2 protein-coding genes and 1 pseudogene are annotated in these 1,871 nt (G+C 25.0%); all 3 read left to right on the top strand.

All coding sequences use genetic code 11. The annotated features are described in order from the left end of the window. Positions 1-351, top strand: a pseudogene (locus HMPREF1552_RS12450) (hypothetical protein); the annotation flags it as partial. Between the two features lie 402 nt (positions 352-753). Beyond that, a complete protein-coding gene (locus HMPREF1552_RS03045) occupies positions 754-1,443 on the top strand; it encodes a replication initiation protein (RefSeq protein ID WP_039901080.1) in 690 nt (229 codons plus the stop codon). A 14-nt stretch (positions 1,444-1,457) separates the two neighbouring features. Next, positions 1,458-1,724 (top strand): hypothetical protein, encoded by a 267-nt coding sequence (locus HMPREF1552_RS03040; RefSeq protein ID WP_021743603.1) that lies wholly within the window; start codon positions 1,458-1,460, stop codon positions 1,722-1,724. The last annotated feature ends 147 nt before the right edge of the window (positions 1,725-1,871 follow it).

Raw genomic sequence — 1,871 nt, 5'->3', positions numbered from 1 at the left:
ATCCCTTGGTTTAAAAAATATGAAGATTTAGATGCTTTTTTTGAAGAAATAGTAGGAAATGATAAATTATATATAGGAGCAGAAATTTATAGATATTTATTTAGAGCGGCTACTTTTGCAAAGTTTAAAAAATATTCAAAAATACAGGAAAATATTGATAAAGTAAGAGAAGAATATAATAAATATTCAAAGAGATATGACTTTTATAACGATATATTAAAAGAAGCAGTTACATTAGAAGAAAAATTAAAAGAAGGAGAAGAAAGCGTAGAAAAATATATTGAAGAAATGGAATATAAATCACTACTGGACTGGAAAATGGAAAAATTATTAAAAAATAAAGTTAAATAAAAAATAAAACTAAATTTTCAAATAATCGTTGTTGTAAAAGACAGCGGTTATTTTTTTCTATATTGCATATAATTTGAATTTTTAAAACAACTTTTTACCCAATAAATTTTAGAAAAATATTTATTTAATTTTCTAAATTAGTTCCTTTATATTATACCTTTCTAGGTACTCGCAAACAGCGATGAATAAAGGAACTGAATGTGTTAAAAAACAACTTTTTACCCATTATTTTGACATTTAAAACGCCATTTTACCCATTTAAAAACGCTTTTTTACCCACTTAATAACAACTTTTTACCCAAAAATCACAGTATTTAAAACAACTAAATTTAAAATAATAGTTATTAGTTGTTTTAAATTTAAAATTGTGGTATAATTAAATACATTAGGAGGTGTTTTTAATTGAATGAAATTGTAAAATACAGGAATGAACTGAACAAAGTGGCATTAAGAAATTTTAAATCAAAGGAACTTGATTTGTTTATTGCAATAATTAGTAGAATGAGGGATAAGGAAGAAGAAGTTACATTTTCTTTTGATTATTTAAAAAATTTAATTCAGTATGAAACTTCAAATAGCATTGAAACATTTCATAAAGAATTAAAATCAATGTATAATAAATTGATAAAATGTGTTTACGGCTGGGAAACTGAAGATGAAATTGTTAGGTTTGTACTGTTTACAGAATATACAATAGATAAGAAAAATAAAACTGTCAAAGTGGGAGTTAATAAAAAATATTCTTGGGTGTTAAATGCGATAACAGATGGGTTATTTACTCGTTTTGAACTGGAAGAGTTTGTCAGATTAAAGTCAAGTTACACCAAAGAGTTTTACAGAAGAATGAAGCAGTTTAGAAGTACAGGCTTTTGGAGCGTTAATTTAGATGAGTTCAAAAGGTTAATGGACATTCCTGTAAATTATCGAATGTGCGATATTGATGTAAAAGTCTTAAAGCCGATACAAAAGGAACTTAAAGAAAAGTATGGATTAAAAATTCAGAAAACGTATAACACAAAAGGAAGAGGACGTCCTGCCGTGTCAGGCTTCATTTTTACATTTCTGAAACCAGTAAATATTGAAAATAAATAAAACAGGAGTGAAAAATGAGTATTGTAGCAAGTGAAAATAAATATAAAAAAGGGATTGAGAGAGTAAAGATTGCCGAAATGACAAAAAAAGAAATAGAAGAAAACTTAGAGTTTATTGAAAATAAAAAAGGAAATATTTTAGCAGGAATAAGATTTTTTGCAATGGATTATTTTATGTTATCTTCAAAAAATTTATTGATAGAAAAAAATATAGTAGAACATAGAAAAAATTGTTTTATCGGCGGGAAACTAAAAATTCTTGGTAATGATATAATAAAGTAGACTTTTTTCTCAAGTTTCTCGAATGTTTGAAATGTTTATGTCAAACAATCCTGATTTTATAACATTTTTCAAAAATAATATTGATATGATAATGCCTGATGATTATGATAGTAAAAAAAATAAATATGGCTATTTAAAAAATGATTA

The organism is Leptotrichia sp. oral taxon 879 str. F0557 (genome assembly GCF_000469385.1).
GTDB lineage: Bacteria > Fusobacteriota > Fusobacteriia > Fusobacteriales > Leptotrichiaceae > Leptotrichia > Leptotrichia mesophila.
The sequence above is the reverse complement of the archived record's forward strand: the minus strand, read 5'-3'. Positions and strand labels throughout refer to the sequence as shown.